The 24,663-nt window shown below is 55.4% G+C and carries 22 protein-coding genes; 7 read left to right on the top strand and 15 right to left on the bottom strand.

The window, feature by feature from the left end:
* Window positions 1-31 precede the first annotated feature (31 nt).
* The 6 genes from ubiB to udp all read right to left on the bottom strand — a co-directional run bounded on the left by ubiB (window position 32) and on the right by udp (window position 6,958).
* The gene (gene ubiB / locus ACXIZX_RS20365; RefSeq protein WP_479404823.1) at window positions 32-1,669 is read right to left on the bottom strand and encodes a ubiquinone biosynthesis regulatory protein kinase UbiB; all 1,638 of its coding nucleotides are present in this window, start codon (window positions 1,667-1,669) and stop codon (window positions 32-34) included.
* A complete protein-coding gene (gene ubiJ, locus ACXIZX_RS20360; protein WP_479404822.1) occupies window positions 1,666-2,271 on the bottom strand; it encodes a ubiquinone biosynthesis protein UbiJ in 606 nt (201 codons plus the stop codon). The genes ubiB and ubiJ overlap by 4 nt, the downstream gene beginning before the upstream one ends.
* A 6-nt stretch (window positions 2,272-2,277) precedes the next feature.
* Complete coding sequence (ubiE, locus tag ACXIZX_RS20355; RefSeq protein WP_479404821.1) at window positions 2,278-3,036, bottom strand: bifunctional demethylmenaquinone methyltransferase/2-methoxy-6-polyprenyl-1,4-benzoquinol methylase UbiE; 759 nt, start codon at window positions 3,034-3,036, stop codon at window positions 2,278-2,280.
* A 75-nt stretch (window positions 3,037-3,111) separates the two neighbouring features.
* Window positions 3,112-4,623: a DNA recombination protein RmuC gene (rmuC, locus tag ACXIZX_RS20350; protein ID WP_479404820.1), complete on the bottom strand. Its 1,512-nt coding sequence runs from the start codon at window positions 4,621-4,623 to the stop codon at window positions 3,112-3,114.
* Between the two features lie 202 nt (window positions 4,624-4,825).
* A complete protein-coding gene (locus ACXIZX_RS20345; protein WP_479404819.1) occupies window positions 4,826-6,097 on the bottom strand; it encodes a tetratricopeptide repeat protein in 1,272 nt (423 codons plus the stop codon).
* 99 nt (window positions 6,098-6,196) lie between these two features.
* Window positions 6,197-6,958 carry a uridine phosphorylase gene (udp, locus tag ACXIZX_RS20340; protein ID WP_008105797.1) on the bottom strand — a complete coding sequence of 254 codons (762 nt, stop codon included), beginning with the start codon at window positions 6,956-6,958 and terminating at the stop codon, window positions 6,197-6,199.
* A gap of 302 nt (window positions 6,959-7,260) precedes the next feature.
* On the opposite strand from udp, the gene ACXIZX_RS20335 reads away from it, so the two are divergent.
* Window positions 7,261-8,097, top strand: coding sequence for a dienelactone hydrolase family protein (locus ACXIZX_RS20335; protein WP_479404818.1), 837 nt, complete (start codon window positions 7,261-7,263; stop codon window positions 8,095-8,097).
* A 41-nt stretch (window positions 8,098-8,138) separates the two neighbouring features.
* Here ACXIZX_RS20335 and metE read toward each other — a convergent pair whose 3' ends face one another.
* Window positions 8,139-10,409, bottom strand: a complete 2,271-nt coding sequence (metE, locus tag ACXIZX_RS20330; RefSeq protein WP_479404817.1) for a 5-methyltetrahydropteroyltriglutamate--homocysteine S-methyltransferase — start codon at window positions 10,407-10,409, stop codon at window positions 8,139-8,141.
* Between the two features lie 135 nt (window positions 10,410-10,544).
* Between metE and metR the strand changes: the two genes are divergently transcribed.
* Both metR and ACXIZX_RS20320 read left to right on the top strand, forming a co-directional pair.
* Window positions 10,545-11,477 (top strand): HTH-type transcriptional regulator MetR, encoded by a 933-nt coding sequence (gene metR, locus ACXIZX_RS20325; RefSeq protein WP_008105792.1) that lies wholly within the window; start codon window positions 10,545-10,547, stop codon window positions 11,475-11,477.
* A 93-nt stretch (window positions 11,478-11,570) separates the two neighbouring features.
* Window positions 11,571-12,050, top strand: coding sequence for a YehS family protein (locus tag ACXIZX_RS20320; RefSeq protein WP_101763741.1), 480 nt, complete (start codon window positions 11,571-11,573; stop codon window positions 12,048-12,050).
* A 126-nt stretch (window positions 12,051-12,176) separates the two neighbouring features.
* Here the strand turns inward: ACXIZX_RS20320 and ACXIZX_RS20315 are convergent, their stop codons facing one another.
* Window positions 12,177-13,040, bottom strand: coding sequence for a carboxylate/amino acid/amine transporter (locus ACXIZX_RS20315; RefSeq protein WP_008105787.1), 864 nt, complete (start codon window positions 13,038-13,040; stop codon window positions 12,177-12,179).
* A 340-nt stretch (window positions 13,041-13,380) separates the two neighbouring features.
* Between ACXIZX_RS20315 and glpT the strand changes: the two genes are divergently transcribed.
* Entirely contained in the window at window positions 13,381-14,721 is a 1,341-nt protein-coding gene (gene glpT, locus ACXIZX_RS20310) for a glycerol-3-phosphate transporter (protein WP_061719377.1), read from the top strand.
* Window positions 14,722-14,754: 33 nt separating this feature from the next.
* On the opposite strand, the gene yigL is transcribed toward glpT, so the two are convergent.
* Together yigL and pldB are read right to left on the bottom strand one after the other, a co-directional pair.
* The gene (gene yigL, locus ACXIZX_RS20305; protein ID WP_008105786.1) at window positions 14,755-15,555 is read right to left on the bottom strand and encodes a sugar/pyridoxal phosphate phosphatase YigL; all 801 of its coding nucleotides are present in this window, start codon (window positions 15,553-15,555) and stop codon (window positions 14,755-14,757) included.
* A 37-nt stretch (window positions 15,556-15,592) separates the two neighbouring features.
* On the bottom strand, window positions 15,593-16,585 hold the full coding sequence (gene pldB, locus ACXIZX_RS20300; protein ID WP_479404816.1) for a lysophospholipase L2: 993 nt from the start codon (window positions 16,583-16,585) through the stop codon (window positions 15,593-15,595).
* A 104-nt stretch (window positions 16,586-16,689) separates the two neighbouring features.
* Here pldB and rhtB point away from each other — a divergent pair, with 104 nt between their 5' ends.
* Window positions 16,690-17,313: a homoserine/homoserine lactone efflux protein gene (gene rhtB / locus ACXIZX_RS20295; RefSeq protein ID WP_008105784.1), complete on the top strand. Its 624-nt coding sequence runs from the start codon at window positions 16,690-16,692 to the stop codon at window positions 17,311-17,313.
* A 62-nt stretch (window positions 17,314-17,375) separates the two neighbouring features.
* Here the strand turns inward: rhtB and rhtC are convergent, their stop codons facing one another.
* The 3 genes from rhtC to pldA are packed head-to-tail and all read right to left on the bottom strand — an operon-like array spanning window position 17,376 to window position 20,740.
* Window positions 17,376-17,999: a threonine export protein RhtC gene (gene rhtC, locus ACXIZX_RS20290; protein WP_008105783.1), complete on the bottom strand. Its 624-nt coding sequence runs from the start codon at window positions 17,997-17,999 to the stop codon at window positions 17,376-17,378.
* A gap of 12 nt (window positions 18,000-18,011) precedes the next feature.
* Window positions 18,012-19,838, bottom strand: a complete 1,827-nt coding sequence (gene recQ / locus ACXIZX_RS20285; RefSeq protein WP_061719374.1) for an ATP-dependent DNA helicase RecQ — start codon at window positions 19,836-19,838, stop codon at window positions 18,012-18,014.
* 23 nt (window positions 19,839-19,861) lie between these two features.
* Window positions 19,862-20,740 (bottom strand): phospholipase A, encoded by an 879-nt coding sequence (gene pldA / locus ACXIZX_RS20280; protein ID WP_008105781.1) that lies wholly within the window; start codon window positions 20,738-20,740, stop codon window positions 19,862-19,864.
* A gap of 165 nt (window positions 20,741-20,905) precedes the next feature.
* On the opposite strand from pldA, the gene ACXIZX_RS20275 reads away from it, so the two are divergent.
* Together ACXIZX_RS20275 and rarD are read left to right on the top strand one after the other, a co-directional pair.
* Entirely contained in the window at window positions 20,906-21,376 is a 471-nt protein-coding gene (locus ACXIZX_RS20275) for a thioesterase family protein (RefSeq protein ID WP_179452820.1), read from the top strand.
* A gap of 22 nt (window positions 21,377-21,398) precedes the next feature.
* The gene (rarD, locus tag ACXIZX_RS20270; protein WP_061719373.1) at window positions 21,399-22,298 is read left to right on the top strand and encodes an EamA family transporter RarD; all 900 of its coding nucleotides are present in this window, start codon (window positions 21,399-21,401) and stop codon (window positions 22,296-22,298) included.
* Here rarD and ACXIZX_RS20265 read toward each other — a convergent pair.
* Together ACXIZX_RS20265 and corA are read right to left on the bottom strand one after the other, a co-directional pair.
* A complete protein-coding gene (locus tag ACXIZX_RS20265; RefSeq protein WP_479404815.1) occupies window positions 22,269-23,321 on the bottom strand; it encodes an AbrB family transcriptional regulator in 1,053 nt (350 codons plus the stop codon). The genes rarD and ACXIZX_RS20265 overlap by 30 nt on opposite strands.
* A gap of 145 nt (window positions 23,322-23,466) precedes the next feature.
* Complete coding sequence (gene corA, locus ACXIZX_RS20260; protein ID WP_008105777.1) at window positions 23,467-24,420, bottom strand: magnesium/cobalt transporter CorA; 954 nt, start codon at window positions 24,418-24,420, stop codon at window positions 23,467-23,469.
* Window positions 24,421-24,663: the final 243 nt, after the last annotated feature.

The following is a 24,663-nucleotide window of genomic DNA, read 5'->3' as shown; positions in this document are numbered from 1 at the left end:
CGACATTACGCGATTTGTACCAGGCAGACAATCAGTTTGTCTTGCGCCAGCCAATAAGCCAGGTGACGATGCCAGCGGCCATTAATAGCGCCGGGAAGAAATCCCAATCCGGTCGACTTAACAGCACGGCGGTGCCACTTAATAACAGTGTAGCGCCTACACCAAACAGATAGCGCGCCTGATGATTACGTGTTCGCTGTACGTTTAAATCGGTGACGAGTTTATCGACGCTGTGCTTCAATAATTTGTGCTGGCGCATGCTGTCGTAAAATAGCTCCGGCAACTCCGGCAGTTTTTCCGCCCAGTACGGCGCTTTCTCTTTCACCGCCCGCATAATCGCCGGGATACCAATCTGATCTTTGATCCAATCTTCGAGGAACGGCTTGGCGGTTTTCCACAGGTCGAGCTGCGGATAGAGCTGACGACCAATCCCTTCGATATAAAGTAGCGTCTTCTGCAGCAGCACCAATTGCGGCTGCACTTCCATATTAAAGCGACGCGCGGTATTGAACAGGTTCAGCAGCACGTGGCCAAACGAGATCTCAGCCAGCGGCTTTTCGAAAATCGGCTCACACACGGTACGAATGGCAAACTCAAAGTCTTCGACGTTGGTATCGGGCGGCACCCAGCCCGAATCCACATGCAGCTCGGCCACTTTGCGGTAATCGCGGTTAAAGAAGGCGATAAAGTTTTCAGCGAGGTAGCGCTTATCTTCTTTGTTTAGCGAACCGACGATACCGCAGTCGATGCCGATGTATTGCGGATCTTCCGGGAGATCGTAGCTAACGAAGATATTGCCGGGATGCATGTCAGCATGGAAGAAGCTGTCGCGGAACACCTGAGTGAAGAACACCTGCACACCGCGCTCGGCCAGCAGTTTCATATTGACGCCATGCTGCTCCAGCGTGGCGATATCCGAGATAGGAATGCCGTAAATGCGCTCCATCACCATCATCGATTCGCTGCAATAATCCGAGAACACTTCCGGCACATACAGCATGCGACTCTGGTCAAAGTTACGACGCAGCTGGATGGCGTTCGCCGCTTCACGCAGCAGATTCAGCTCATCAATTAAGGTCTTTTCGTAATCACGCACCACTTCCACCGGACGCAGACGACGTCCATCTGGCAGCAAACGCGGCACCCAACGCGCCAGACGGTAAATCAGTCGCATATCCGCTCTGATCACCGGCAGAATGTCGGGACGAATCACTTTGATCACTACCGCGCGGCCATTGGATTTCAGCGTGGCGGTATGCACCTGCGCGATAGACGCAGACGCCAACGGTTTGATATCGAAGTCCTCAAACCAGGTTTCCACCGGGCCGCCAATCGACTTTTCAATCTGCTCTTTGGCTTTCACGCCATCAAACGGCGCAACGCGGTCTTGCAGCACCGCTAGCTCATCGGCAATCGCCGGTGGGAACAGATCGCGGCGCGTGGAGAGCATTTGACCGAATTTGATCCACACCGGACCCAGCTGCTCCATCGCTAAACGGATACGCACGCCAGCGCTGGCGTCTTGATGTTTATTGGGGATCCAGAAAATGCAGCGCCGCCACAAGCGTAAAAGCAGCGTGAAGCGCATGCGGGGAATCAGTTCATCAAGGCCGTAAGTCAGAAAGATCTTGATGATGAAGTATAAGCGCCGAATTTCTCCCAGCGTCATTTCGCCTCCAGCTGTGCTAAACGCGTTTCAAACGCATTGAGCGAACGTTCCATCGCTTCCACTTCCTCGCAAAACCATGCCAGCTCCAGTGCGCCCGGCGCAACGCGCCACTCTTCCGTCAGCACCTGACCAAGATAATCCTGGCGGCGGGTGAACTGCTGCTGCACGAATTTCAGCGCCTGCTGCGCGGCCTGACTTACGCCTTGCGCGGCGATATCGCCAATCCACGGCGCGAGATACTCCGCCGGATCCAGTTCGGCGAGATCCATCAGCGCGGAGAATTGCTGTACCACCTGCAAATCGCCGTCCACCTCCAGTTCACCGCTACGAATCAAGCTGGTGAGCTGCTGGCGATCGCGCAATTTCGGCAAGGTACCGACACGCAAACTCACCGTGCAGTCGCTGTTGTCTTGCCAATCACTCAGCACATCAAGTTGGGATTCGCTAAACACCAGCACCAAAGGAAAATCGAGCTCTTGCAGACGCAGCATCAATACCTTGCCCGCCAAACGCTGGCGCGCGGCTTTCAGGCTGCGATCGCGATAGAGAACACGGTTCAGGGCGGTCTCAAGACCGCCGGTGATGAGAGGAGTTAAAGTCATGATGGATTAGAATTTAAATCCGCGATGCAGCGCGACAATACCGCCAGTCATGTTGAAGTAGGTGGTATTTTCAAAGCCCGCATCGTTCATCATCGCTTTCAGGGTTTCCTGATCGGGATGCATACGAATCGACTCCGCCAGATAGCGATAGCTTTCAGCATCTTGCGCCACCATCTGACCAATACGCGGCAGAATATGGAATGAATAGGTATCGTAAGCTTTGCTGAGCGGCTCCAGCAGCGGCTTCGAGAACTCCAGCACCAGCAAACGTCCGCCTGGCTTCAGTACGCGGAACATCGATGCCAGCGCTTTCTCTTTTTCGGTCACGTTACGCAAGCCGAAGGAGATGGTGATGCAATCGAAGTAGTTATCCGGGAACGGCAACGCTTCGGCGTTCGCCTGCACATAGCTGACATTGCCTGACACGCCGAGATTACGCAGCTTTTCGCGGCCCATCTTCAGCATCGAGCTGTTGATGTCTGCCAGCACAACCTGGCCGGTTTCGCCCACCAGACGTGAGAATTTTGCCGTCAGATCGCCGGTACCACCCGCCAGATCCAACACGCGCTGACCGCGGCGCACGCCGCTGCTGTCAATGGTAAAACGCTTCCAGACACGATGGATGCCAAACGACATCAAATCGTTCATCAGGTCATATTTTGCCGCGACGGAGTGAAACACGTCCGCGACTTTATCGGCCTTTTCGCTTTTCGCGACGGTCTGGAAGCCAAAATGGGTAGTTTCCTGCTGTGATTCATCTGCCATCGGTTTTACCTGTTCCACAAACAATTCTTGCCGAAGTGTATCAGAGTCGCGCTACACGAGCACGCGACCACCGTGCTATTCATTGATGCGGCGCAGCGAGTCTGTTGTTGGTTCTGCAACGTTTTCATCCTCGGTGCGATCGTCTGCCCAATCTTCATCCGCCTCTTCCGGCTGCGCTTGTTCAACCAGTTGCGGATTAATTGGACGTTTGATCTCCACGCCAAGCGTTCGAAAAGCTTCACTTTGCGCGATCAGGTTGCCGCGCCCTTCAGACAGCTTTTTCATCGCCTGATGATAACTTTGCTGCGCTTTGTCGAGATTGTGGCCGATACCGCTCATGTCATCGACAAACAGCCGCATTTTGTCGTACAGCCGCGTTGCCCGGTCGGCGATGCGCTGTGCGTTGCGGCTTTGGTGTTCATAACGCCAGAGATTGTTGATAGTGCGCAGCGCCACCAGCAACGTGGTGGGACTGACCAGCATAATGTTCTGCTGTAACGCTTCGCTGATTAGCTCGGGCTGACGATCAATCGCCAACAGAAACGCCGGTTCCACCGGGATAAACATCAACACATAATCCAGAGAGCGTAAACCGGGTAATTGTTGGTAATCTTTACGGCTCAGCAGGCGAATGTGGCCGCGCATGGCGTTAACGTGCTCCTGAATCGCCTGCTCACGCGTGGCTTCATCGTCGGCGTTGAAGTAGCGCTCGTAGGCAACCAGCGTCATTTTGGCGTCAATCACCACATCTTTGCCCTGCGGCAAACGGACGATCACATCCGGTTGCATCCTGCCCTGCTGTTCCAGCTGCACGCTTACCTGCGTTTGGTATTCGTAGCCTTCACGCAAGCCAGAGGCTTCCAGCACGCGGGCCAACACCACTTCGCCCCAGTTGCCCTGAATTTTGTTGTCGCCTTTCAGCGCCTTAGTAAGATTGACCGCTTCCTGCGCCATCTGCGCGTTGAGTTGCTGCAACTGGCGAATTTCGTGAGTCAGCGTGTGACGCTCGCGCGCTTCCACGCCAAAGCTATCAGTCACTTGACGGCGGAAACCATCCAGCTGTTCACGCAGTGGGCCAATCAGGCTATTCAGACTTTGACGGTTCTGTTCATCGACGCGCCGCCCGCTGTTTTCAAAGATGCGGTTGGCGAGATTTTCAAACTGCGCGCTGAGACGCTGTTCGCTGTTGGTCAGCAGTCGCTGCTTCTCTTCTGCACCGTAGCGTGTCTCTTCAAGACGAATGGTCACTTCACGCAGTTCGGCTTCCTGTGCGCTGTTTACTTCCAGCTGATTACGCAGCTCACGACTGAGCTGTTCACTTTCGCCGCGCCAGTAGTCAAGCTGCTGCAAACGTTCCTGCGCACCGCTGAGCGCGCCGTGTAGCTGGCGCATCTCCTGTTCGCGTTGCTGGATTTGCTGCTGTAACTGTTCGAGCTGCTGCTGTTGACGCTGCTGCGCCTCTTCCAGCAGGCGTCGCTCGGTGGTGAAGCTGGCGTGCTGATGGCCGGCGCGCAGTTGGGCGATGATCCAGCCAATGCCCAAACCGGCCAGCGCCAGCGTGCCGCTAATGATAAGTTGCTGATCCATAATCCCCCCGCGGATCGTCTCGCTGAGGGAAAAGGTAGAGGCGCACTGTATGAATGTCCAGATTTTTTTCCCTTCATACTTCAAGCCGCAGATGCGTTGGCTGCACGTTCTCACCCCAGTCACTTACTGATGTAAGCTCCTGGGGATTCGCTCGCTTGCCGCCTTCCTGCGCCTCGAATTATTTTGGGAAAACGTTTTCTACTTATAGGGCTTTTACGGTTAGATCGCCCGCTTTCCACGCATCAATCAGGAAGAAGGGCATCGGCAACACCCATTCGGTTTCACCCTGGATTTTGGCCGGATAGGTCCAGCTTTTCCCGTCATAGGTGATCTCAACCTGCTGCCAACCGTTATCAGCATTTTCAACTGGGCCCGCCATGCTGGCAAAACCGGCGTTGCTGCCGACGTGGAAACTGTCGGTTTGCCAGCGAATTGGCTGATGTGCCGGCCATGGTTGTGCGTGGTGGAAGCGGAAAATATCGTCATGATTCAATATGCTTTCGCGCACCGTTGGCCACAGCGCCACTTTGAGGAAGTACTGATCGGTGAAGCGCTCGCTACCGGCATACTGGGCGATAAAATCACGCATCTGCTGTTCAACATTGTGGAAGACGCCGTGGCAGCCGCCCCACATGCCCGCCAGCAGCAGTTCGGTATGCGAGAAGTAATCACGCATATGATGGAACCAATACGGCGAGTTCAGCCAGGCATCTACCGCCACCACTTCGCGCTCGGACAACAATGAATCCGCGTCACGCACGATATAGCGTTTGACGCTGGCATCGTCCATCACCAGGAAACGCCACAGCGTTGGGAAGATAGTTTTCTCGTGCGACATATCCACCAGTTGGGTGTTTGGCTGCTTCAGGCGCTGCCAGACGTGTTGCGGCACGCTGTCGTCAAGATAGATGCGGCATATCCAGTCGGGATAGAACTCGCGCGCCACTTCGATGTTTTTAATCAAGGTTTCGCAGTAGCGTGGCTGACCGCCATACAGGCTAAAGGAGATGATATTTTCTGCCGGATTGTTGCGGTTGATCGGTGGCGGCGCGTCAGAAGGGAATGCCACTTTCGCCCCTTTACTGAAGGTCACATCGGAATTCTGCAGTGATTCGAGGCCGTAACGCGCCACCTCATCCTCTTTATTCAGCCAGCCACATACTTCCGTTAATCCATCCAGCCAGGTTTCCGACGCCTGCGCGCGCTGCGCGGCCGGAGCCTGATAGATCTTCTGGTAAATTTTATAGGATTTTTTGTATTCGCCCACACGCATCAGGGTGAGCGCATAGTCGCTCAGCACCTGCATATGATTGGGTAAGACGCGCAGCACTTCTTCACAGCACTGACGCGCAAGAGGATAGTTATTCGCCGCCATCGCCTGGCGAAATCTCGCTGCTGCACCTTCAACACGTGATTGTGCAGTAGCGGGATTATTCATGACATTGGGACGTGAGACAGAAACCATTTTGCGCATAAGAAATTTCTCAGTAGCTGCTGAAATTGCGCGCATTCTAATCAGGAAATAGCTGGAATCCTTATAAGCCTGGTCTCGAATTCATCCCTGACTGGCGCACTAAATTAAGCGACGCGCGGCTTCAACCACAATTTTCACCGCATCACTTTCGGTCTGTTTCATGGTCGCGGCATCCGGGATCTCTTTTTGCGTACGGTTCACGATGACACCCGCCACCATGCCGGCACGCAGTCCCTGACTGGCGCACATGGTTAACAGTGTAGCGGATTCCATCTCATAGTTAAGGACGCCCATTTGCTGCCACTCTTCCATTGAACCCTGGAAGCGATTCACCACGCGACCCGAGAAGGTGTCGTAGCGTTCCTGGCCTGGATAGAAGGTATCAGATGAGGCGGTAATACCGATGTGGGTTTTCGCGCCGCACGCTTCTGCGGCTGCCACCAGCGCGGTGGTACAGGTGAAATCAGCCACGGCCGGGAATTCCATTGGCGCAAAGTGCAGGCTCGCGCCGTCGAGGCGCACCGATGCGGTGGTGACCAGCACATCGCCCACATTAATATGCGGCTGGATAGCGCCAGTGGTGCCAACGCGCAGGAAGGTGCGCACGCCAAGCTGGGCCAGCTCTTCAACCGCAATCGAAGTTGAAGGTCCGCCGATACCGGTCGAGCACACCACAACCGGTTTGCCATCCACTTCGGCCAGGTAGGTGGTGAATTCACGGTGTGAAGCCAGATGCTGTGGATTGTCCATCAGCGCGGCGATTTTCTTCACGCGCTCAGGATCGCCAGGCACGATGGCCAACGTGGCTCCTTTCAAATCAGCTTTGGTGATGCCAAGGTGGAAAACGTCAGACTGGGCCATAACAGACTCCTGATAATTGGGGATGTGCGCGCCACTCTACGTGAGCAGGCGATATAAATATGTGACTCAATTCACCATCAATAATGAAACTTACATTATCAGAAAAACATTATGTGATTTACATCACACATTAACGCTGTGCAATTCTGAATTGCTACAAGCGGTGCTGTGTAAGTGTTGGTGGCAATGTTAATAGAGAAGCAGCACACGTGAAAAAAATCCCTCTGCACCTTACGCCAGCCTTGCTTCACTTCGCCAGGCTATAGTTACGTGATTGCGCATTTGCTAGCACGGAGAGAACAATGAAAACCGAAGACAATATGGCACAAAAAACGGCACCCGGCGGCTTTGCACCCGCCGTTCAGCCCACCGCAAGCAGCACCATTATCACTACCAGCGACGCAATTCATGCTGGCGAGACCTCGGTTCCAAGCCAGGGCGAAAATCTGCCTGCTTATTATGCCCGACCAAAAGAGTATCAAGGCACCTTACCGGTGGTGTTGGTGGTGCAGGAGATTTTCGGCGTGCATGAGCATATCCGCGATGTCTGCCGCCGTCTGGCGCTGGAAGGTTATCTGGCGATCGCTCCCGAACTCTATTTCCGTGAAGGCGATCCCAACGATTACAACGATATTCCCACGCTGTTCAAAGAGCTGGTGAGCAAAGTGCCGGATTCGCAGGTGTTGTCCGATCTCGATCATGTGGCCAACTGGGCCACGCGCCACGATGGTGATATCCGTCGTCTGGCGATTACCGGTTTCTGCTGGGGCGGACGCATTAGCTGGCTGTTTGCCGCGCACAATCCGCAGGTGCGCGCGGCGGTGGCGTGGTATGGTCGTTTAGACGGTGAGAAGACGCTGAAGCAGCAGAAGCATCCGATTGATGTTGCGGTCGATTTAAATGCGCCGGTGCTGGGTCTTTACGGTGGTCAGGATGAGAGCATCCCGCTCGAGAGCATTGATAAGATGCGTCAGGCGCTGCACGCCGCCAATGCCAAAGCAGAGTTCGTGGTATATCCGGATGCCGGACATGCTTTTAATGCGGATTATCGTGCCAGCTATCACGCCGATTCCGCCAAAGATGGCTGGCAACGCATGCTGGCGTGGTTCGCGCAGTATGGCGTAGCGCCAAACGCGTAATAAAAAGGGGCGCCTATGCGCCCCAACCTCATTTACAGCTTCTAAGCCGTTTCACCCCGCAGGTTTTGCGCCGCTTTAACCATATTCGCCAGTGCCTGACGGGTTTCCGTCCAACCACGGGTTTTCAGGCCACAATCCGGATTCACCCACAAACGCGCTTCCGGAATGCTCTGCGCCGCTTTGCGCAGCAACTCTTCCATCCACTCCACGCTCGGCACGTTCGGCGAGTGAATGTCATACACGCCCGGACCGATTTCGTTGGGATAGTCGAATTCCTTAAAGGTATCCAGCAAATCCATATCGGAACGTGAGGTTTCGATGGTGATAACGTCCGCATCCAGCGCGGCAATCGAGTCCATGATGTCATTGAACTCGCAGTAACACATGTGGGTGTGAATCTGGGTGTCATCCTGCGCTACGGCGGCATTGAGACGGAATGCATCCACTGCCCAGGTCAGATACGCCGCCCAATCGGACTGATGCAGCGGCAGGCCTTCGCGCAGTGCCGGTTCATCAATCTGAATGATGCCGATACCGGCTTTTTCCAGATCTTCTACTTCGTCACGCAGCGCCAGCGCAATCTGTTTGGCGATGGTTTCGCGACTCACATCTTCACGCGGGAATGACCAGCAGAGAATCGTCACCGGACCGGTCAGCATGCCTTTCACCGGCTTGTCGGTCAGCGACTGCGCGTACTTCGCCCACTCAACGGTAATTGCTTGCGGACGACTTACGTCGCCGATGATGATCGGCGGTTTAACACAGCGTGAACCGTAGCTCTGTACCCAGCCATTTTGGGTGAATACAAAGCCGTCGAGGTTCTCGCCGAAGTATTCCACCATGTCGTTACGCTCTGCTTCCCCGTGCACCAGCACGTCGAGACCCAAACGTTCCTGCTCAACAATCGCCTGTTTGATGTGTTCGGCGATGCCAGAGCGGTAATTACCGCCATCAATGTTGCCTTTTTTGAAGTCGAGACGCAGGCCGCGAATTTCGGTGGTTTGCGGGAATGAACCGATGGTGGTGGTCGGCCACGCTGGCAGGTTGAAGCGGTTACGCTGCGCTTTGGCACGTTCGGTATAGTTGCTGGTACGTTCAACATCTTTAGCCTGGATTTTCGCCAGACGCTCGCCGACTGCGGCATTGTGAACGCGCGTGGAGTTGGCACGCGCACGAATCGGTGCGCTCCACTCGACCAGCGAAGCGGCATCGTTGTTGTTCAGCGCCTGACTCAGCAGTGCAAGCTCAGCGCACTTCTGCAGGGCAAAGGCGAACCAGCTTTTCACCTCTTCATCGAGGCGCGTTTCCACGCTGAGATCGATTGGGCTGTGCAGCAGCGAGCAAGATGATCCGATCCACAATTGTTGACGCTGGCCCACCAGCGGCTGCAGGCGTGCAAACCAGCTGCTGAGATCCGCGCGCCACACGTTACGCCCGTTGATTACGCCGACGGAAAGCAGCCAATCTGCCGGGATCTGCTCATTAAGCTGTTTGATGTCGTCTTTGCCGTGCACCAGGTCAACGTGCAGACCTTGCACCGGCAGCGCTTTGATTACGTCAAGGTTCTGGCCAATGCTGTCGAAATAGGTGGTGAGCAGCAGTTTGCTTTCACCCTGCAGCGCGTCGTAAGCCGGTTTGAACGCATCGCGCCACGCCTGCGGCAGTTCCAGCGCCAGTGCAGGTTCGTCGATTTGTACCCATTCAATGCCGCGTTTTTTCAGTTCCGCCAGCACCTGTTGGTAAACCGGCAGAATGTCTTTAAGCAGTGACAGGCGATCGAACGGCACACCTTTCACTTTACCCAGCCACAGATAGGTAACCGGGCCGAGTAGCACCGGTTTAATCTTGTGGCCGAGCGCCAGCGCTTCGTCGACTTCATCCAGCAGTTGGGTCCTGGTCAGTTTGAACTGCTGGCCTTGCGTGAATTCCGGCACCATGTAGTGATAGTTGGTGTTGAACCATTTAGTCATTTCCGCCGCCGCCGCCGGTGCACCGCTTGGGGCGCGGCCACGGCCAAGACGAAACAGCGTGTCGAGATCGACGGATCCATCTTTGTTCTGGTGGCGTGCAGGCACGTTGCCCAGCAGCAGGCTGGTTGTCAGCACGTGATCGTACCAGGCGAAATCGCCGACCGGCAGCAGATCGACGCCCGCCTCTTTCTGCTGTTGCCAGTGACGAGCGCGCAGTTCGCGCCCCACCGCCAGCAGCTCTTCCTGTGAGCTTTTACCTGCCCAGTAGCTTTCCTGTGCTTTTTTCAATTCACGACGCAATCCAACGCGAGGGAAACCGAGAGTGTGATTCAGAATGGTCATTTTCTGTTCTCCAGATATTCTTAACTGAGTAGGGTGCAGAGATGTTTAGCCGTCCAGATGTTTACACCGCCATAATCTGCGGGTACTGTATGTTCCTCAAGCGCAATTTGTTCAATCTCGATGTGAAGGATTCTCATGATCGAACTCAAACACCTGCGGACGCTGCAGGCGTTACGGAACACCGGCTCGTTAGCCGCCGCCGCCTCACAGCTTCATCAGACGCAATCGGCGTTGTCTCACCAGTTCAGCGATCTGGAACAGCGGCTGGGCTTTCGTCTGTTTGTGCGCAAAAGCCAGCCGCTGCGTTTTACGCCGCAGGGAGAGATTTTGCTGCAGTTGGCCGAGCAGGTTTTGCCGCAGATTCAGCAGGCTTTGCAGGCGTGTCATGAGCCGCATCAGGCCACGTTGCGTATCGCCATTGAGTGTCACAGCTGTATTCAGTGGCTGACGCCCGCGCTGAATAATTTCCGCCAGAGCTGGCCGCAGGTAGTGATGGATTTCAAATCCGGCGTGACCTTTGATCCTCAACCCGCATTGCAGCAGGGCGAGCTGGATGTGGTGTTAACCTCCGATATTCTGCCGCGCAGCGGATTGTTCTATTCACCGATGTTCGATTTTGAAGTGCGTTTGGTGATGGCACCGGATCATCCATTGGCGCAGCTTGAGCATATTTCCCCGGAAGATATGGCCGATGAAGTGTTGATGATCTATCCGGTGCAACGTCAGCGTTTAGATGTGTGGCGCCATTTCCTGCAGCCTGCGGGCGTGAGCCCGGCTTTGAAGAGCGTGGACAATACGCTGCTGCTGATTCAGATGGTGTCGGCGCGTATGGGCATCGCCGCACTGCCGCATTGGGTAGTAGAGAATTTTGAGCAGCAAGGTTTGGTGGTGACGAAGACCTTGGGCGATGGCTTGTGGAGCCGCTTGTATGCCGCCGTACGCGAAGGCGAGCAGCGCCAGCCAGTAATGGAAGCCTTTGTGCGGTTTGCCCGTCAGCACGCCTGTGAACATCTGCCATTCGTGCGCGATGCCGCGCGCCCGGGCTCACTGCAAACCCTCTCATCCTGATGTTGTTGGGCGGCGAAGGTCGCCCGCGCTGTTATCCCTGTCCCGCCTGCTCTATAATGCGCCGCCTCAACCCGCGACCAAGAGAGTTTCACCATGATGAGTAACGATGTTCTGCGCAGCGTGCGCTATATGCTTGATTTGAGCGATAGCAAAGTGGTGGAGATTTTTGCCCTAGCGGGGAGTGAAGTGCCGCTGGAAGATGTGCAGGCATGGATGAAGAAAGATGACGATGCCGCGTTTCGCAAGCTGCCGGATGTATTGATGGGCTATTTCCTCAACGGTCTGATTTTTTACCGTCGCGGTAAGAGTGAAGATGCGCCCGCGCCTTCGATTGAGCGCCGCATGAATAACAACATTTTCATGAAGAAATTGCGTATCGCGTTTGAGCTGAAGACCACCGATATCCCGGATGTGCTGCTGAAAGCGAACTTTAAGATTTCGCAGGCTGAGGTTGGCGCGATTTTCCGCAATCCGGACCATAAGAATTTCCGCGAATGCGGTGACCAGATTCTGCGTAATTTCCTGAAGGGTTTGACGATGATTCATCGTCCGGGGCCGGCTAAGAAGGGTTAAAACGGTCGCCATAAATGGCGCCCCTACGACATACGACGATGATTTTGTAGGGTGCGCATTTATGCGCACCGAACATAAACGCGCAGATACTTTGCTCCTCTGCCGCGCTATCCCTTCCCTTTAGGCCTATGCGTTGCTTTTCTTACCTAATACCCAGCGTTTATGTACATAAAGCGAGGCAAAAATCACGGCGGCACCGGCGATAAAACTCGGCCAATGCGGTTTCTCCTGCCAGATCGCCAGATTCACCAGCAAGCCCGCTGGCACATGCATGTTGTTCATAATGCCCAACGTACCGGCATCCACCTGCGTTGCGCCGTAGTTCCACATAAAGTAGCCCAAGCCTGAAGCCGCCACGCCCAGCCACACCAGAATGCCCCACTGCAGCGAGGTGGTTGGCAGTTTGTTCGGATTACCCCACAAGCTCCACGCGATCACCGCGATGATCACTGCGCCCAGATAGAACCACGAAAACGCGGTGTGCTGCGGCATCGGGCGAGTTTCCTGCAGACGTTTGTAGCCCACCATGCCGATGGCGAAGCAGATGTTTGCCGCCTGCACCAGCAGCAAGCCGAACCAGAAATGGTCGCTGACTTTGTCGTAACGAATAATCGCCGCACCGATTACCGCCAGCAGCGCGCTGAAGGCATAGCCAATACGCAGCGGACGTCGGCTGAGCAAATCGTAGATCAGCGTGACATAGAGCGGCGTCATCACGGTGAACAGCAGGAACTCGGTTACGCTCAGATAGAGATAGGCTTCAAAGCTCAGCAGATACATGATGCCGAGCTGCAGCATGCCCACCAGCATATACAGCAAGATGGTGGAAGCACGATATCCACGCCAGCGCAGGAACGGCAGGAAGACGATGGCGGCAAGCGCCAGACGCATTAATACAGAGAACCAGGAATCCACCTGACCTGCGAGGTATTCCCCGATTAAACTGAAGGAAAAAGCCCACAGAATGGTGGTAACGATCAGTAACGGCACGGTAACGATCCCAAAATGAACAGTGGCGCTAGTGTAAACAAACTGTCGCAAGTGGGTTGAATTATCTGGTTTACAAGTGAACAAAATAACGACGAATAATTTTCATCTCTCATTTTTACGCTCGGGTAAAAATGCGCGAAATACAACATTTCCTGGTTTTTATCGCTCTCCATTGTCATAAAACTGTAACATATGTGTCACATGTCACAGTAACCGCGTGTGACCATCACTATCCTTTGCGCGAAATGGAAACTTCGATTTTTCCATTTTTTACGTCTGTTGCTTTTGCCCCAACCTGCTGGGAACCCATAACTATATCGCGCCCTGGAGGGCCACACTCATGTTGAGTATCTTCAAACCTGCACCGCATCGCTCTCAAGTGGCTGATGATCGTGTCGATCCGCTTTATCGTCGCCTGCGCTGGCAAATTTTCCTGGGAATATTTTTTGGCTATGCCGCCTACTATTTGGTGCGTAAGAACTTTGCGCTGGCGATGCCTTATCTGGTGGAACAAGGTTTCTCACGCGGCGATCTCGGATTTGCGCTGTCGGGAATCTCCATCGCCTACGGCTTCTCAAAATTCATTATGGGTTCGGTATCGGACCGTTCGAATCCGCGCGTGTTTTTGCCCGCCGGATTGATCCTCGCTGCTGCGGTGATGCTGGTGATGGGCTTTGTGCCGTGGGCCACCTCCAGCATCATGGTGATGTTTGTGCTGCTGTTCCTGTGCGGCTGGTTCCAGGGTATGGGCTGGCCGCCATGCGGGCGCACCATGGTGCATTGGTGGTCGCAGAAGGAGCGCGGCGGAATTGTATCGGTGTGGAACTGCGCGCATAACGTCGGAGGCGGTATTCCTCCACTGCTGTTCCTGCTCGGCATGGCGTGGTTTAACGACTGGAAAGCCGCGCTGTATATGCCGGCGTTTGGCGCCATTCTCATCGCCATTATCGCCTTTGCATTGATGCGTGATACACCGCAATCCTGCGGTTTGCCGCCAATTGAAGCGTGGAAGAATGATTATCCGCCGGACTACAACGAGGAGCACGAGCAGGAGCTGACGGCGAAGCAGATTTTCATGCAGTACATTCTGCCCAACAAGTTGCTGTGGTACATCGCACTGGCGAACGTGTTTGTTTACCTGCTGCGTTACGGCATTCTCGACTGGTCGCCGACCTACCTGAAAGAGGTGAAGCACTTCACGCTGGATAAATCATCGTGGGCCTACTTCTTCTATGAATATGCCGGTATTCCCGGCACGCTGCTGTGCGGCTGGATGTCCGACAAAGTGTTTCGCGGCAACCGTGGCGCAACCGGCGTGTTCTTTATGACGCTGGTGACCATCGCTACCGTAGTGTACTGGCTGAATCCGCCGGGCAATCCAGGCATCGACATGCTGTGCATGATTGTGATCGGCTTCCTGATTTACGGTCCGGTGATGTTGATTGGCTTGCATGCGCTGGAGCTGGCACCGAAAAAAGCGGCCGGAACGGCAGCGGGCTTTACCGGGCTGTTTGGCTATCTCGGTGGATCGGTAGCGGCCAGTGCAATTGTCGGTTACACCGTGGATTACTTCGGCTGGGACGGCGGATTTATTGTGATGATTGGCGGATCGGTGCTGGCGGTAATTCTGCTGCTGCTGACCATGGTCAGTGAACATAAGCACAAGAAACAGCTGGCATAATCAGAACGGGCCGGTGATGGCCGGCCCGTTTTTTTAGGCGAGGAACAATTTACGCAGCGTGTGCGGTACGGCGTCATCCGCGTTGCTGCCAATCACTTCCAGCGTCGGTAAGGTATCTTTCAGGCGCTGCTGCGCATTACGCATGATGCAGCCTTTGCCTGACATGCTGAGCATCTCCACATCATTCATGCCGTCGCCGAAGGCGATGCACTCTTTCAGCGAGTGGCCGAGCTGTTTCGCTACCGCTTCCAGCGCGTGACCTTTGGAAACGCCGCCCGCCATCACTTCCAGGCACGTTGGCAGCGAGAAGCTGACATTCACGCGATCGCCCCAGCGCGCTTCAATCGCCTGCTCCATCGGAACCAAACGCTCCGGATCTTCGCAGGTGAAGAACACTTTGCTGATGCCGTCGGTCGGCAGCATGCCCGGCTGGTAAACCTGATAGTTAAATACCGATTCGCGGAAATAGTCCTGCTCGTCTGGGCGATGACGGCTCATGAACCACTCATCGTCGCGATAAACGTGCGTCAGGATGTGCTCGTCATGATATTGCAGGCCATACAAATCGCTGGCGATGTCGGCGTCGAGGTTGTGGCTGAACACCAGTTCACCTTCGGCGTTGTGCACGCGCGCACCATTGGACGTGATCATATAAGCCGGAATGCCGAGCTTATCGCGCATCTGTCCGACGTCGATATAGTGACGACCGGTGGCAAAAACAAAGTGGATGTCACGCGCCACCAGTTCCTGCAGCGTAGTGCGAGCGAACGGCGTCAGGCGGTGATCCGGAGAGAGTAGCGTGCCATCCAGGTCGGATGCGACGATGTGATACATGTAAACCTCGGGTGTTGATATCGGAAAGTAAAATTGATTAAGCGTGGTGTTCGAAGAAATCGACCACCGCGTTTAGCGCTTCGGCACGCATCGCGTCTGTTTCAAACAAGATCTCATGACGCGCTCCTTTTATCACATATGGCGCGTTACCTGCGCAGGGATGTCCTGCTTCAGCCATCGCCGTACAAAATAGATTTTGCGAGCGGTTATCCACCACATCATCTTCACTCGCCTGCAGCAGCAAGGTCGGCGTGGTGATGTTCGCCACCTGATTGAAGATGTCACGCCCGGCCTGCACGCCTTCGCGCACCCAGTGATAAGTGGGCCCACCAACGCGAAGCGCCGGATCGTCAGCGTAAAAACGCAGGTTACGGCGATAGCGTTCGCGGCTGTGCGTCAGGCGGTTGATGCCAAACGGATTCGCGCGCCAGCGGCCGGTGCCCAGCGCGTAGCCTTCACGCAGCGCGGGCAGTTTTTCGGTCCAGTCGAGAATGCGGTGCGCCATCCAGTCCGGCAGCGGCAGCACAATGCCAAACATCGGCGCGGAGAACACCGCAGCATGAAACGCCTGCGGCTGACGCGCCAGAAACAGCGCTAAAATCGCGCCGCCCATCGAGTGGGCCAGCACGTAGCGCTGCTGATAATGGTTGCTGACTATCTCTTTCAGATACAGCGTTTCAAGATCGTCAACGTAGTCACCAAAATCCACCACATGGCCGCGGTGCGAATCTTCCAGCAGACGTTCGGAACGTCCCTGACCGCGATGGTCGATAATCACCACATCGTAGCCGCACATAAACAGGTCGTAAGCCAGTTCGGGATACTTGATATAGCTCTCAATGCGGCCAGGCACGACCAGAATGACACGACGATGTTGCGGTGAGGTGAAACGGACGTAGCGAATCTTCAGGTTGCCGACACCGGTGAATTCACACTCTTCACGGCGACGCCAGAAGTCGAGCAGCGGACCCGTAGCAAAGGCTGAAAAGCCTCGTTCACGTCCGAGCCAACTCTGTTTATGCTGCTGCATCCGTCCCCCTGAAAAAAACGTGATTTGCGCGCCTGTGCTGCGTAGCGTGCGGCGATTTTCTGTCGTATTGTGTCACACTTCGCTAACTTCAGGGAATGTCACACATGACCATTGAATGGTGGTTAACGTACCTGCTGACCACAACTATCCTCAGCCTTTCACCCGGTTCCGGCGCGATTAACACCATGAGCACCGGCATCAGCCACGGTTATCGCGGCGCGGTGGCATCGATTACCGGCTTGCAGCTCGGCCTGGCCATTCATATTGTGCTGGTCGGCGCCGGTTTGGGTGCGCTGTTTTCCCAATCGATTCTGGCGTTCGAAGTTCTGAAGTGGGCTGGCGCAGCTTATCTGGTGTGGCTGGGCATTCAGCAGTGGCGCTCAGCGGGCGGTATCGATCTCGACGCCGTTGCTAAAGCGATGCCGCGTCGCCGTCTGTTCAAGCGTGCCGTGTTGGTGAACCTCACCAACCCGAAAAGCATCGTGTTTCTCGCCGCGCTGTTCCCGCAGTTTATTCAGCCGCACCAGCCGCAGCTGATGCAATATCTGGTGCTCGGCGTTACCACCATTGTGGTCGATATCATCGTGATGATTGGTTACGCCACGCTGGCAACGCGCATTGCTGGCTGGATTAAAGGGCCGAAGCAGATGAAGCTGCTGAACCGCACCTTTGGTGGATTGTTTATGGCGGTTGGCGCGCTGTTAGCCAGCGCACGCAGAATGGCGTGATATTCAACCCGGTGGGCATAAATGCCCACCCTACGTAGGGTCGCCATTAATGGCGACCTGGCTTAGCGCGAAATAATCAGGTGAATACCGAATCCGGCAAATAACACGCCTGCCATACCATCCACCCACTTAGCCATACGCTGATACTTATCACGCATCCACGGCATAGCGAAAATCGCCGCTACCAGCGTAAACCACGCGAACGTCTCACCGATAATCAGCAGGAACAAGCCCCAGCGCTCCATCGCGCCAACGTCGTTGCCAACAAACAGTGAGAACACGCTACCGAAGTAGATGATCGCTTTTGGGTTCGACAGGTTAGTCAGGAAACCTTTCAGGAAGCTCATGCCTCTTTTCGGCAGCTCCACCACCGGCGCTTCCGATTGCGGCTGCTTGTGACGTTGACGCGCTGAACGCATCAGCTGCCAGCCCATCCACAGCAGATACAGTCCGCCGCCGACCATAATGATTTCATGCAGCCAGGCCATTTTTTCAAGGATCAGATGCAGGCCCATCAGCGCCACACCGGCCCAAATCACAATGCCCAAGGTAATGCCCAGAACGCCCATCATCGCCTCTTTGCGCGAGCGGCTTGCCGCCGTTTGCGACACAAAGAAGAAGTCCGGGCCGGGACTCATCAGCGCAACCAGATGCACCAGCGCGACGGTGGCGAATAACATCAGCATGAATTTTTTCCTTTAACCTTCATCAACATGTTCTTTGATCATCACCAGGAACGGCTTACCAAAACGCTCCAGTTTGCGATGACCGACGCCGTTCACGCTGAGCATTTCTGACGCGCTAATCGGCATTTGTTCTGCCATTTCAATCAGCGTGGCATCGTTAAACACCACGTACGGCGGAATATTCTCTTCATCGGCAATCGCTTTGCGCAGCTTACGCAGCTTGGCAAACAGCTGGCGATCGTAATTGCCGCTGTGTACTTTCGGCGAACTGCTGCCGCGCGTCTTCACCGTCACGATACGCGGCACCGCCAGCATCAGCGGAACTTCCGCGCGTAACACCGGGCGCGCCGCTTCGGTCAGTTGTAGCGCCGAATGCATGGCGATGTTTTGCGTCACCATGCCGAGGTGAATCAGCTGACGCAGCACGCTGATCCAGTGTTCGTGACTGTGCTCGCGGCCTAAGCCGTACACCGGCAGTTTGTCGTGGCCGTTGTCGCGAATACGCTGATTACTCGCTCCGCGCAAAACCTCAACAATATAGCCCATACCAAAGCGTTGGCCGGTACGATAGATGCTCGACAGCGCCTTTTGCGCCTCGAGCAAGCCGTCGTAGCGACGTGGCGGATCGAGGCAGATATCGCAGTTATCGCACTGCTGCTGGCGACCTTCGCCGAAATAGTTCAGCAATACCAGACGACGACAGGTTTGCGCTTCGGCAAATGCCCCCATCGCGTTGAGTTTGTGGCGTTCAATATCCTGCAACGGGCCGGGCACTTTCTCTTCCAGACATTTACGCAGCCACGCCATGTCGGCGGGATCGTAAAGCATCATCGCTTCGGCAGGCAGGCCATCACGCCCTGCGCGGCCAGTTTCCTGATAATAGGATTCGATGTTGCGCGGGATATCGAAATGCACCACAAAGCGCACGTTGGGTTTGTTGATGCCCATACCGAATGCGACGGTGGCGACCACAATTTGCAGATCGTCACGCTGGAAGGCTTCCTGCACGCTGGCACGCTGCGCGCTATCGATACCGGCGTGATAAGCGCCAACGCTCAAGCCACGGCTCTGCAGACGTGCGGCGGTGTCTTCCACTTTGGCGCGGCTGTTACAGTAAATAATGCCGCTTTTGCCGCGCTGATCCTGCACATAACGCAGTAACTGCTCGGTGGGTTTGAATTTCTCCACCAGCGTGTAGCGAATATTCGGGCGGTCAAAACTGCTGATTTGAATCAGCGGATCGTCCATCTGCAGCAGATGGGCGATGTCGTTACGCGTGGTTTCATCGGCGGTGGCGGTTAACGCCATCACCGGCAAATCAGGGAAGTGCTGACGCAGCTGGCCGATCGATCCATATTCCGGACGGAAATCGTGGCCCCACTGTGAAATACAGTGCGCTTCATCCACCGCCAGCATCACCGGATTCCACTGGTGCAGGCTGTCGAGGAAGTTGTCCATCATCAGGCGTTCAGGCGCGATATATAGCAGCTTGAGTTTGCCAGTACGACAGTCCGCAAACACCTGCTGCTGCTGCTCGCGCGTTTGCGTCGAGTTGAGGCACGCTGCTGCCACGCCGTTCGCCAGCAGCTGATCGACCTGATCTTTCATCAGTGAAATCAGCGGTGAAACCACCAGCGTCAGCCCTTCGCGCACCAGCGCCGGGATTTGATAGCACAGCGATTTACCGCCGCCGGTCGGCATCACCACCAGACAATCGCGTCCTGACAGGGCGGTTTCGATGATGTTTTGCTGACCTGGGCGGAACTGCTGGTAGCCGAAGGTATCTTGTAATACCTGCTGCGCCAGCATTTCCTGATTAAGCACTGCCGATGTTGCCACGGTAATCCTGTCTTTGTTGCGGGTTAGAACAGATCGTTGAGCGTCACGCCCACGCCGAAGCGCGTCTGGCGATGGTTATAGTCGATCAATGATTCACCATAACCGCTGAACACCTGCGTGTAAAAGCGCACGTGTTCAGAGATTGGGTAGCTCCAGGCGAAAGTTGCACCGCCAAAGCCGCTGTTCCAGTTGTAGTTACCTTCCACGCTGAAAATGTTCTCGCCCATCATGTAGCCGAGCTTGGCGCGGTAGTAACCCATGTATTTGGTGATGTCCGGGTTATCGTCATTGCTTTCACTTTCTGGCAGACGATACCAGGGTTTGATCTCCGCGAGCAGATTGCCGTTCTGCGCCATGAAACGCGCGTAAACTCGGTTCCAGCTGCGCGAAGTTGGCTCGCTGCGGCCGTTCGACTGATGCACTAAGCCGGTTTCCACATCGCGTAAAGTCCAGCCTGCGAAGGTGTAATCGGTGGCCCAGCCGAGGAAAATCTGTGGCTCATAATCGGTTTCACGGAACGGTGATGACGCGCCACGGTTCGAGAGCTGCCACCACGAGCGCTGAGTATAGGACGCCGCCAGCACCGAGTTATCGCCTAAAATGCCGCGCCACAGCGGAAACGCCAGGCTGAGCTGGAATTTTACTTCATCATTTTTAGCTTTGTCTGCCCAGTTGTACGAAGAGATCGCCTCTTTGTTCATGTCGGTGGTGTAGGTGTAGAGCAGATAGTTGTTTTCGTAAGGATAAAGCACGAACGGGTTATCGTGTTTCTCCAGCAGGTTAGCGATAATGCTGCCCTTCACTGCCGGTGCATCATGAACCTCTTTTATCGTGGCTTCTTCAGCCTGCGCCAGGCCAGGAAGGATCAGCGCCGCGGCCAGCAAGGCGTAATGCTTACGCATAGAATTCTCCAGAGAACTGCGTGTCGTAATCGTCAAGTGACGGTTCAAAAAGCAGGCCATTCTACACGCAAAACCTGCGGTTGATCAGCGCCGATTTCCGAAACTGGAAAGCGGCTCGAACGCGGCATAATATACACAACTCGTTAACATTTTAAGGCAGGAATTATGTCATCCCCGTTGCTGACACAGCTGGAAGCGCGCCGTCTGATTGGCGAAATTTTTGTTTATCACATGCCCTTCAATCAGGCGCTCGGATTAGAGCTGGATCGACTGGAAGCAGATTACGCCGAACTCGGCTTCGCCAATAAAACCATGCTTGTCGGCAACGCGGCGCAGCAGATTTTGCATGGCGGCGTCATCGCCTCGGTACTGGATGTCGCCGCCGGGCTGGTGTGTGTCAGCTATGCGCTGACGCGTCAGGAGAGCATTACCGAGGAAGAGCTGCGTCAGCGCCTGTCCCGTATGGGCACCATTGATATGCGCGTGGATTATCTGCGCCCAGGCCGCGGCGAGCGCTTTATCGCCACCAGCAGCCTGCTGCGCGGCGGCAACAAAGTCGCCGTGGCGCGCGTGGAGTTACATAACCAGCAAGGCGATTACATCGCTACTGCTACCGCCACCTATATGATTGGCTAATCAGTACTTTTGGAATGACTTGATGGATTCGCAACAAACTCGCCAGGGTATTGGCTACGCGCTCGGCGCTTACTTCATTTGGGGTATCGCGCCTGCCTATTTCAAGCTGGTCAAAGAGGTGCCCGCCACCGAAATTATGACGCATCGCGTGATTTGGTCCGCGCTGTTTATGCTGCTGCTGATCACCTTGACGCGTAGCTGGGCGCAGGTGCGCAGCGTGCTGGCGCAGCCGAAAAAGGTGCTGCTGCTGGCGCTGACCGCCGTGACCATTGGCGGCAACTGGCTGCTGTTTATCTGGGCGGTGAATAATCAGCACATGCTGGAAGCCAGCCTCGGCTACTTTATCAACCCGCTGATTAACGTGGTGTTTGGCATGCTGTTCCTGCGCGAACGCTTCCGCCGCTTGCAGTGGCTGGCGGTGCTGCTGGCGACCACCGGTGTGCTGGTGCAGCTGTGGCAATTTGGATCGCTGCCGATTATTGGCCTTGGTCTGGCGTTGAGTTTTGCGTTGTACGGTTTGGTGCGTAAGAAGATTCAGGTCGATGCGCAGAGCGGCATGCTGATCGAGACGTTGTGGCTGTTTCCGCTGGCGGCGATTTACCTGTTTGGCTTTGCCGATAGCGCCACCAGCCATCTCAGCGCCAACGCCATGAGCCTCAATCTCAAGCTGGTCGCAGCGGGCATTATCACCACCATTCCGCTGATGCTGTTTGCGGCGGCCTGCGCGCGTCTGCGCTTATCGACCGTCGGCTTCTTCCAGTATCTGGGCCCGACGCTGATGTTCCTGCTGGCGGTGCTGTTCTACGGCGAGAGCCTGACGCCGGATAAAATGGTGACCTTCGGCTTCATCTGGCTGGCGCTCGCCGTGTTTATTATCGATGCGGTCGCGTTCTCAGCTCGGGCGCGCATGCGCGTAGCGTGAAATAAAACGCGCCAGCGCCGGGCCGGTGAGCAAAATGGTGAACAGACGCAACGTCTGCAGCGCCATAACAAATGCCATATCGACCCGCGTGCCGGCCGCAATAATCGCCACGGTATCCAGCCCGCCCGGGCTGGTTGCCAGATAGGCAGTCATCAGATCGACGTGCAAAACGCGCGTCAGCATCCAGGCTAATCCGCCGCACAGCAGCATCAAGCCGAAAATCGACAGCAACATTTGCGGCAGCGTTCGCAGCGCAAGCTTGAAAATCGGCCGGGTGAAGCGCAACCCCACGCTCCAGCCTATCAACGCATAAGCCAGCGCCAGCAACCATTCCGGTACCTGCAAGGTCGCCACATCGGTGCCGTGCAGCACCGCGCCGATCAGCGCCGGTAGCAACAAAGCACCGGAAGGAATGCGCAGCTTCTGGCCGAGCCACGCACCGGCGAACATCACCAGCAATGTCAGCAGAAAGCTGCTGTGCAGCGCGGGAAACCACACCAGTTCAGCCGCACCGCCGTTGGTGCCGAGGCCAATGCGCGCCACCACGGCCGCAGCGGTGGCGACAAACAGCACGCGCAGATACTGCATAAACGCCACCAGCCGCACATCCGCCCCAAAATCACCGGCCATCGCCACCATCGCCGAAGCACCGCCGGGCGATGATCCCCATGCGCCAGTTGGGCCGGGCAAATTACTGAAGCGCACCAGCAGAAAACCAGAAAGGCCGCTGGCTGCTAACGTCAGCACCAGTACGGCCAGCACTACCGGCCAATCCTGTATCAGCGGTGTGAGAATGCCCGGCGATAAAGTCTGGCCAATCATGCAGCCGAGCACCGCTTGTGCCAGCACGAAGAAACGTTTATCGATGCGCACGGTCGCGCCGGACAAGCCCATAAAGGTGCCGACGATCATCGGGCCAAGCAGCAGAGCCGCAGGAAGGTGGAACAGCTGGAGGATAATCCCCAGTAATAGCGAAGCAATCAGCAGAAGTGTCCATTGCAGTCGCAATGAGAAGCGCGCCATAGGAGAGAATCAGATAGTGAGCAGAGCCAACAGGTTACGCAGAAAATTGAAGTTTATCTACCAGGTCGCCATAAATGGCGACCCTACGTTTGTCATGAGCGGTTTTGTAGGGTCGTCATTCATGACGACCTGGACTTGAGATAGGTTACAACCAATTCTTGCGTTTGAAATAGAGGTACGGCGCCAGGCCGGCGAGGATCATCAGGCTAATCGCGCCCGGGTAACCAAAGCTCCATTTCAGCTCCGGCATAAACTCGAAGTTCATGCCGTAGCTTGATGCCACCAGCGTTGGCGGCAGGAACACCACCGATACCACCGAGAAGATCTTGATGATGCGGTTCTGCTCGATGTTAATGAAGCCCATCGCCGCCTGCATCAGGAAGTTAACCTTCTGGAACAGCGATTCGTTATGCGGCAGCAGTGATTCGATATCGCGCAGGATTTCACGCGCCTGCTCCAGCTGGTTGCCCGGCAGACGTGCTTTGCGCACCAGAAAGTTGAGGGCGCGCTGGGTATCCATCAGACACAAACGCACTTTCCAGCCGATATCTTCCAGCTCCGCCAAACGTGACAGCGCCTGGTCGTACTCTTCGCCTTGCTGGCCTTCCATGATCACGCGGCTGAGTTTCTCCAGCGCGCTGTAGATGTTCTCGATCTCATCCGCCAGCTGTTCGATTTTGGTCTCAAACAGATCCAGCAGCAGCTCATAGGCGTTGCCATCGGTCAGCATCTGGTTGCGCGCACGCATGCGATAGAGACGGAAAGCTGGCAGCTCGCGTTCGCGCAGCGTATACAGGCGATCTTCGCGGATGGTGAATGCCACAGTGGAGTTGCCCGCGTGGTCTTCGGCATCTTCAAAGAAGAAGAAGGAGTGAATGTGCAGGCCGTCTTCGTCTTCGAAGAAACGCGCCGAGGCTTCGATGTCTTCCAGCTCCGGACGCGTTGCCAGGCTCTGGCCGAGCTCGCACTGCACGCGATCGCGTTCGCTGTCGTCGGGTTCGATCAGATCGACCCAAACAGACGTGTTGAGTTTGTCGTTGTCTTCTTCCAGCTCGATGCGCGTCAGGCGATTACGATCGAGTTTAAATGCGCTCAGCATAGCAATAACTCCCCATTTTTTCGGAATGGGACAAGGCGGTGACCACTGTAGATTACGGGCACGGCGAAGCCTGAACACGGAAACTTTCGCTTCAAGGGTAAATCAGTGCTAACTCACGCGACGAGAGTAAAAAAGGGAGGTCGCTGATAACCGCTAAGGCTACCAGCTAAAAGAGGTAACCTTAGGAGTTCCTGTTAAACAGGTGATTGAGCCAGCATCGACTGGGCGCGTCCAAGGCATTGT

The sequence above is a fragment of the Candidatus Pantoea symbiotica genome, assembly GCF_056491525.1.
Note: the sequence above shows the minus strand (reverse complement) of the source record. Positions and strands in the feature narration are given on the sequence as shown.